Source organism: Segatella salivae DSM 15606 (genome assembly GCF_000185845.1).
Taxonomy (GTDB): Bacteria; Bacteroidota; Bacteroidia; order Bacteroidales; family Bacteroidaceae; genus Prevotella; species Prevotella salivae.
The window spans coordinates 104,710-113,199 of the sequence record NZ_GL629647.1; the positions used below are offsets into that span (position 1 = coordinate 104,710).

At 41.1% G+C, this 8,490-nt stretch carries 5 protein-coding genes and 1 pseudogene; 2 read left to right on the top strand and 4 right to left on the bottom strand.

Annotated features, from left to right (window positions below; genetic code table 11):
• Positions 1-237: 237 nt before the first annotated feature.
• Positions 238-840 (top strand): annotated as a pseudogene (locus HMPREF9420_RS12975) (transposase family protein); the annotation flags it as partial.
• Between the two features lie 28 nt (positions 841-868).
• On the opposite strand, the gene thrC reads toward HMPREF9420_RS12975, so the two are convergent.
• From thrC to thrA, 3 genes are read right to left on the bottom strand one after another with little or no spacing between them, the layout of a single operon-like run.
• Positions 869-2,170, bottom strand: coding sequence for a threonine synthase (thrC, locus tag HMPREF9420_RS00485; RefSeq protein WP_044078993.1), 1,302 nt, complete (start codon positions 2,168-2,170; stop codon positions 869-871).
• Positions 2,171-2,172: 2 nt separating this feature from the next.
• Positions 2,173-3,402, bottom strand: coding sequence for a cofactor-independent phosphoglycerate mutase (locus HMPREF9420_RS00490; RefSeq protein WP_007133401.1), 1,230 nt, complete (start codon positions 3,400-3,402; stop codon positions 2,173-2,175).
• Between the two features lie 6 nt (positions 3,403-3,408).
• Positions 3,409-5,844 carry a bifunctional aspartate kinase/homoserine dehydrogenase I gene (gene thrA, locus HMPREF9420_RS00495; protein ID WP_044078995.1) on the bottom strand — a complete coding sequence of 812 codons (2,436 nt, stop codon included), beginning with the start codon at positions 5,842-5,844 and terminating at the stop codon, positions 3,409-3,411.
• Positions 5,845-6,099: 255 nt separating this feature from the next.
• Here thrA and HMPREF9420_RS00500 point away from each other — a divergent pair, with 255 nt between their 5' ends.
• Positions 6,100-7,692 carry an NAD(P)/FAD-dependent oxidoreductase gene (locus tag HMPREF9420_RS00500; RefSeq protein WP_044078638.1) on the top strand — a complete coding sequence of 531 codons (1,593 nt, stop codon included), beginning with the start codon at positions 6,100-6,102 and terminating at the stop codon, positions 7,690-7,692.
• Here the strand turns inward: HMPREF9420_RS00500 and HMPREF9420_RS14470 are convergent.
• A partial coding sequence (locus tag HMPREF9420_RS14470; RefSeq protein ID WP_007133405.1) for a clostripain-related cysteine peptidase occupies positions 7,682-8,490 on the bottom strand: 809 nt, incomplete at its 5' end. The genes HMPREF9420_RS00500 and HMPREF9420_RS14470 overlap by 11 nt on opposite strands.

Below are 8,490 nucleotides of genomic sequence, written 5' to 3' on the forward strand. Positions count from 1 at the left end.
TTATTTTTCCCTATAATATAAGCTAGGCACGTTATTGAAGCCCATATATTGATTAATGCATTTTTATAATAAAATGAACCTGTACATATTCCCAATATCATATAACCCAAGATTATAATCAAGCTAATGATTACTACACATTGATAAAATGTGCTGGAATATATGTCGAATATATTTTTGGAAATAGATGCCATAATCTTAGTGTTGCAAAAAAAACAAGAGAATCCGACGATAGACATGGCAAAGATACAAATTAGATCTGAGAGACTCACTCTTTTTGGGGGATTATTTTCAATCATGGAGCAATTTGACTCCACATTATCATCTGTAATCGACTCAACCCTCGGTCTAAGGTGTAGATCGTTCCATTTCATGGCACGTCTTCTCGCCATGGCAGAGCTTAAGTAAACTTAGCTCTGCTCATCTGGCTTAACGAAAACCTTCGGTTATCAGTACAGCGAAATCATCCGTTCTCTCATGAGTATCTACTTCTGTGGTCCCAGGATGTCACTACTCATTTGATGAACCACCTCTCGCTTCATCCGACACTTCGCACTTGTAGCTCTGATACTATCCTCAGAGCGATAAAGGAGTTGACGCAAGAAAACATTTCATACACATCAGATATGGGCAAGACCTACGATTTCAATACGGCTGACACTCTCAATACTTTATTGCTCAATTGTATATTTGCATCTGGCCAACTGAAAGGGGGGTGAGATGTATGATGTTGATTTCGACCATCAGTTCATAGAGACAGAGAAGTATGATGCAAAGCCTACATACAAGAAGTTCCTTGGTTATCGCCCTAGCGTGGCGGTTATTGGCGGTTTGGTTCTCTTCCTTTAACGATTTATTGCCGTTATTTCTATTGGTTCATCAGGAAATGTTTGAATGTTTTGAAGTCATTTTGCATTTCAACACTTTTCTTTTTTCCTTTCATGAATGCTGCTAAGCGCTGTGGGATTTGAATGTTTGTAGAAAGGATTTCGTCTACTTTCTCTTTGAATTTTGCAGGATGAGCCGTCTCAAAGAATAGTCCTGTTTCGTTTGGTTGCAGTTGTTCTTTCAGTGCCTTGTAGCCACACGCACCATGCGGATCGAGGACATAGCCTGTGGTTTCGTAACATTGGCGCATGGCATTTTGAATTTGATGGTCCGTGTAAGTGGCTCCGCTGATATGCTGCTTGATGTTGTCGTAGCTTTCATGATAGAGCGCATAAATGCGTGCAAAGTTTGAAGGATTGCCCACATCCATTGCGTTGGCTATAGTCTGTTTGCTGGGCTGGGGATGATATTGCCCTGTTTTTAGAAAGTTGAAGAATACATCATTGGCATTGTTGGCAGCGATGAAGCTCTTCATCGGTAATCCCATTTTTTGTGCAAATAGGCCTGCGCAGAGATTGCCAAAGTTTCCACTGGGCACCGAAACCACTAAGTTGTTTGCCTTTCCTAACTTTTTGAGTTGGGCATAAGCATAGAAATAATAGAAAGATTGTGGTAGGAAACGTGCCACATTGATGCTATTTGCCGACGTGAGTTTCAGTTGCGCATTGAGTTCATTGTCCATGAAAGCCTGTTTCACTAATGCCTGGCAATCATCGAAAACCCCATTGACTTCTATTGCAGTGATATTCTGCCCTAACGTTGTAAACTGACTTTCTTGGATGTGGCTCACCTTGTCTTTTGGGTATAGCACATAAACGTGAATGCCCTCAACACCGAGAAAACCGTTTGCAACAGCCGAGCCCGTGTCGCCGCTTGTCGCCACGAGGACATTGATTGGTTGCTGTCCTTTGCGTCGAATAAAATATTGCAGCAGGCGTGCCATAAAGCGTGCGCCAACATCTTTGAAAGCCAAAGTTGGACCATGGAAAAGTTCGAGAGAATAAATATTGTCTTCAAGTTGCACTGCTGGTATATCAAAAGAAAATGTTTCTTGGATAATCGTATGGAGGATATCAGCCTCTATATCCTTCCCAAAGAGCGAGTTGGCCACAATAAAAGCTATCTCTTGGAGACTGAGCTGGTCTAACTGTTGGAAAAACTCGGCTGGCAATTTCTGAATTTCTTCTGGCATATATAGGCCGCGGTCGGGGGCTAACCCATGGATAACCGCCTCTTCAAGTGAAGCTTTAGGAGCTGTTTTATTTGTGCTGTAATATTTCATTGTCATTGAATTTTCATAAACGTTTCCATGAATTGTTGTAGAGAAAGCATTCCATAACCTCCCTCACGACAACTCACTTCGTCGTAGGTAGACACGTTGTCGGGTAGGATGTTCGGATGCCAGATGACGAAAGGAACAGGCTCTTTCACATGCGTTCGAATCTCAACAGGAGTAGGGTGGTCGGGGAGAAGGGCGATGCACACGGGCTCTTGCCATTTACTTATCGTCTCATATAATGGCTTGATGACCCTTGTATCAAGATTTTCGATAGTTTTCAACTTCAAGTCTAAGTCACCATCATGTCCTGCTTCGTCGCTGGCTTCGATGTGAAGATAAACAAAGTCTTGTTTTTCCAAAGCTTCGATGGCTGCCTTAACCTTTCCTTCGTAGTTAGTGTCTGCCAATCCAGTGGTTCCGTTGACCTTGATAACATCAAGCCCAGCATAATGGCCTATGCCGCGAATTAAATCGACAGCCGAGATGACGCTACCGCTTTTTATTTCGGGATAAAGTTGCATTAGGGTAGACATTGATGGTCTGTAACCGCCACTCCAGGGCCAAATGCTGTTGGCTTTGGCCTTTCTGTGGAGGTTAAAAGGATGATTTGCAAGCAGCGTTTGGCTTTTAACGATTAACTCATTAAGAAGATTAGCCGTTGCTTGTGGACTCATTCTGTGGTCATCTTTCATGTGATACCCTTCTTCAGGTTGCACAAGAAGTGACTTCCATTCTTCATTAGGATGGTCGTGAGGAGGCGCACATGTAATATGTTTGTTTCCACCTTTAATCACCAATAAGTGCCTGTATTGTATACCAGTGATAAATTTTATCTGTTCATTTCCTAACTTATCGTTTAAGAATTGAATGAGCATGTCGCCCTCTTCGGTAGTTAAATGTCCTCCGTGATGATTCTTAATGCATTCGTCTTCTATTTCAATAATGTTACATCTTAATGCCAAATCATCGGGTTGCATGTCGTATTCAATTGATGCAGCCTCTAAAGGCCCACGCCCTTCGTAGACTTTATTCAAATCATAACCAAGGATGGCTGTGTTAGCAACTTCTGAGCCGGGAAGGAATCCTTCGGGGATAGTGTTGAGCATTCCCGACCTTCCTTGTTTAGCCAATAAATCCATATAGGGAGTATTGGCATATTGAAGCAGCGTTTTATCTCCTAATCTCTTTACGGGATGATCGGCCATGCCGTCACCTAAAATGATGATATGTTTCATATAAAATCAGATGTTTGCCACTGACATTATATTGGCAAAGACACCTGCTGCAGTAACGCTTGCGCCGGCTCCATAGCCTTGTATCAACATAGGATACTCCTTATAACGTTCAGTTGTCAATAAAACAATGTTGTTGCTCCCCTCAAGATTATAGAAAGGATGATTTCGGTCGATTGCTTTTAAGCCTACGTTTACATGATGACCATCAAGTGTTGCCACGAAGCGCCAACGCTTGTTTGCCTTCTCTAATGCCTGTCGTTTGCGTTCAAAGTCTGCGTCTAAATGGGGTAATCGCTCCCAAAACTCTTCAACACCACCTTCGAAGTAGTCTTGGGGAACAAATAAATGTTTCTCCACATCACTTTGTTCTATTTGATAACCAGCCTCACGAGCCAGGATTACTAATTTACGCACAACATCAGTTCCGCTAAGATCAATGCGGGGATCTGGCTCGCTATATCCTTCTTCTTTGGCCCTCTTCACAGCTTCAGAGAAGGGGACTTCGGCACTGATTTCATTGAAAATAAAGTTGAGCGTACCACTTAACACAGCTTCAATCTTCAATATCTTGTCTCCTGAATTGCGTAGATCGTTAATGGTTCCAATAATCGGTAGTCCTGCACCAACATTGGTTTCAAATCTGAATTTGACACCACGATGGAGTGCAGTCTTCTTCAGTTGTATATATTTCTCGTATGGGCCACTGGCTGCAATCTTATTCGCAGCTATGACACTGATGTTATGGTTGAGAAAGCTTTGATATAATGCAGCGATTTCTTTGCTTGCCGTACAATCAACAAACACGCTGTTGAAGATATTCATCTCGATGATTTGGTCGCGCAATTTCTCTGGAGTACTGGGCTCTGAACTTTTTAATGCTTCACGATAGTCTGACAGATTGAGACCATCGCGGTTAAAGATTGCATTCTTCGAACTTGCGATTCCAACAACATTAAGTTTTAGTTGGTTGCGCTCTTTTAGTTCATGATATTGCTTGCGAATTTGTTCTATCAGCTTACCTCCAACGGTTCCTATACCACAAATAAATAGGTTGAGCACCTTATATTCAGAAAGGAAGAAAGAATCATGAAGCACATTGAGTGATTTTCTGAGTGAATCACTCTTGACAACAAAGGAGATATTGGTCTCACTTGCACCCTGTGCACAAGCAATAACACTAATACCACTGCGCCCTAATGTGCCAAAAAGTTTACCTGAAATACCTGCGGCGTGCTTCATTTTCTCACCAACAATCGCAACCGTTGCTAATCCTTTCTTTGCATGCATGGGGAACATTGCGCCGTCTTCTATCTCTGATGAGAACTCTTCGTTAAGCACTTTGACAGCTTCATCGGCATCTTCTTCTCTCACACCAATACTCGTTGAGTTCTCTGAAGAGGCTTGAGAAACCATAAAAACGCTAATGCCTTCGTTGGCAAGGGCTGTGAATATGCGTCGGTTAACACCAATAACGCCGACCATAGAAAGGCCTGTTACTGTAATCAGTGCAGTTCCGTTGATAGAACTTATACCTTTAATGAGTTTGTTGTGGTCCTCAATTTTATTCTTGATAATTGTGCCAGGAAGACTTGGATTGAATGTGTTTTTAACCCTAATGGGGATGTTCTTAACACATACAGGATAGATTGTTGGGGGATAAACAACCTTTGCTCCGAAGTTACAAAGCTCCATTGCTTCAATGTAACTAAGTTCGTTTATCGTATAAGCAGACTTGATAACGCGTGGATCTGCTGTCATAAAGCCATCTACATCGGTCCATATTTCAAGGACTTCTGCATTAAGTGCTGCCGCTAAAATGGCTGCAGTGTAGTCACTTCCGCCACGTCCAAGGTTGGTAATTTCATCCGTTTCACGATCTCTACTGATAAAACCTGGAACGAGAGAAATGCGTGGGAGGTCTGCGAAGGTATTGCAAACAAGTTGATTTGTCAATTCACTGTCGAGCGTGTTCTTGTGATTTATCCTTTCTGTTTTTATGAAATTGCGGCTGTCAAACCATTTAGCGCCACGGATTAATGTAGCTACAATGACGCTTGAAAGCTGTTCTCCATAACTCACAATGGCATTTTCTGTTTTTTCGCTAAGGTCATGAATGAGATAAACTCCAAAATAAATACTTCGTAATTGGTCAAATAAAGCGTCTACTTTATTAAATAATGTAATACGCTTTTTGGCATCCGTGATGATGGTATCAATCATCTTGTGGTGACGCTCTACCATCAGATTAAACTCTGTCTTCCATTGTTCATCGTGTTGAAGTGCTAATTTTGCTGTGGCAATCAATTTGTCTGTAATGCCTCCAAGGGCACTAACAACAACGATGATACTGTCTTTTTTAGCCTCGTTTTCTACAATCTCTTTTAAGCTGAGGATGCTTTTTACAGAACCAACCGATGTTCCACCGAATTTTAATACTTTCATTTTGTTGACAATTTTGGATTTAACCATCCACTCGACAATAGTGGCTTATCACAATAGATGAATTAAATGGTGAGGTTTATAGCGTATCCCATTCTCTTTTTTCCACACAACAACAGAGGTAAATGAAAACAAAATGCGATATAAAACTTACGATTTAATCGAATCTGTGGGCAAAAATACGAAGATTTATTATCTTGACCAACAAAATAGAACATATTTTTCTGTTTATCAATTAAAATGGGTATCTTTGCGAATATGATACAAGAATTCCAAATACGTGTAACGCCCCAGGAGGCTTTTACAGAAGAAAGTATTAAAAGATACATTGCAACGGAGAAAGGACTTGACATTAGAACACTAAATCAAGTGAGGGTGCTTAGGCGCAGTATTGATGCTCGTCAGCGACAGATTTACGTTAATTTAAGCGTTAGAGTCTATATAAACGAGTTTCCACAAGATGAACAATTCACCCGGACAGAATACCCAAATGTGGAAAAAGGTAAGGAGGTCGTCGTCGTGGGAGAAGGACCTGGTGGACTCTTTGCTGCACTGCGGTTGATTGAGAAAGGAGTACGCCCCATAGTAATAGAGCGTGGTCGCAATGTGCGTGAACGCAAAAAAGATCTTGCTTTAATTAAAAAAACTCAGCAAGTAGATGAATTAAGCAATTATAGTTTTGGCGAAGGAGGTGCCGGAGCTTATAGCGATGGTAAATTATATACGCGAAGTAAGAAACGTGGTAATGTCGAAAAGATTCTAAATGTGTTTTGCCAGCATGGGGCATCTACCTCTATTTTGGCTGATGCTCACCCACATATAGGAACTGATAAGCTTCCAAGGGTTATCGAAAATATGCGTAATACGATTATCAATTGTGGGGGAGAGGTTCACTTCTTGACAAAAATGACGGAGTTACTCATAAGGGAAGATCATGTCATTGGCGTCAAAGCTGTAGATTTATCGACACAAAAAGAGTTGGAATTTCATGGGCCTGTAATTCTTGCAACGGGGCATAGTGCCCGCGATGTATATCGATATTTGAATGCAACAAAAATTGAACTTGAGGCTAAAGGTATTGCTGTTGGTGTACGATTAGAGCATCCCAGTGAACTCATTGATAAGATACAATATCACAATAAGAATGGAAGAGGAAAGTATCTTCCTACTGCAGAATATTCTTTTGTGACTCAAGTGGATGGGCGAGGTGTATATAGTTTCTGTATGTGTCCGGGTGGATTTGTTATACCGGCAGCAACAGATAAAGAGCAAATTGTAGTCAATGGAATGAGTCCAAGCAATCGAGGGACGGCATGGAGCAATAGTGGAATGGTTGTGGAAGTACGCCCTAAGGATTGTGTCCAAATGTCAACAGATAAACAAGATGACTTGTTGAGCGTTATGAGGTTTCAAGAACAATTGGAGAAAACCTGTTGGATGCAGGGGAATATGAAGCAAACTGCGCCTGCACAACGCATGGATGATTTCGTCAACAATCGTTTAAGTTACGATTTACCCCGTAGCTCTTATGCCCCTGGCCTAATAAGTAGTCCTCTTCATTTCTGGCTTCCTGACTTTATAAGTAAGCGATTGCAGGCTGCATTTAAGGTCTTTGGAAGAAATGCTCACGGCTTTCTCACAAATGAAGCAGTGATGATTGCTGCAGAAACCAGAACCTCCAGCCCTGTAAGAATTATTAGAAATCGTGATACCTTGCAGCATATTCGTTTGCAAGGGCTTTTCCCTTGTGGTGAAGGTGCTGGTTATGCTGGCGGTATAGTGTCTGCAGGTATTGATGGAGAGCGTTGTGCTGAGATGGCAGCCTCGTATGTGGAAAGCCTTAATGTGTAGCTTTCCACCATTCAGATTGCTGCTTTGTATCATATACTGTAGAATTCCTTGTTGGATCACTGATAGTTATTCCACAGCATTTATTTATCTTAAAAGTGTTTTCTGAATTAGTAGTGTCACCATGTCGATAGTAGTTTTTATATATCGTATATATATAAGGTGTACATGCTTTATAGGGAACTAAAGCTTGTAGTGCCTGATTAAAAGTGACACTTAGAGGTGGAAGAACTCCTAATTCATCAATGTATGAGCTTAAATCGAAGAATACATGACTATCATATCCATCAAGGAATTGCAGATTGTTTAGCCTACTATTGTTGAAAGTATAACTCTGATTGATTGATTTCATGACAGAAGCCATCTCTTCGATATACTTTCCACATCGAATGGCAGAAAGCTCTCCATAGGGATATTTGTAGTTTATGTAGAATTGATAGAAGCCATCTACCCATTTCTCATAGTCTGTTTGACCTAAGATATAGCTAAAAACTTTATCATAAGGAATACCTTCTGCCATCACTTCACTCGTTGAAGCGACCAGCATTTCGGTTACATCCTTTAAGGCGTATGCCGTTTCTACATTTGCCATGTAGCAGTCATCGAAGCAGATAAAGCTCACCTTTTTCATCTGAGATTGTGCAATTGCATTGCGAAGATCGCTAATATTATATTGCATATCAATATCACTTCCACCAAAAGCTCTGCTTAAAGCCTTAGGCATTGTACTGTCGCTACCTCGTGGAGTCCAGCCACTACCATGACAACCAATAAGTAAACTATATTTACCTGTATTGCTAT

Coding starts and splice junctions, on each gene's coding strand:
- thrC (WP_044078993.1), bottom strand. CDS start 2,170: ATGAAATATTACAGCACAAATAAAACAGCTCCTAAAGCTTCACTTGAA.
- HMPREF9420_RS00490 (WP_007133401.1), bottom strand. CDS start 3,402: ATGAAACATATCATCATTTTAGGTGACGGCATGGCCGATCATCCCGTA.
- thrA (WP_044078995.1), bottom strand. CDS start 5,844: ATGAAAGTATTAAAATTCGGTGGAACATCGGTTGGTTCTGTAAAAAGC.
- HMPREF9420_RS00500 (WP_044078638.1), top strand. CDS start 6,100: ATGATACAAGAATTCCAAATACGTGTAACGCCCCAGGAGGCTTTTACA.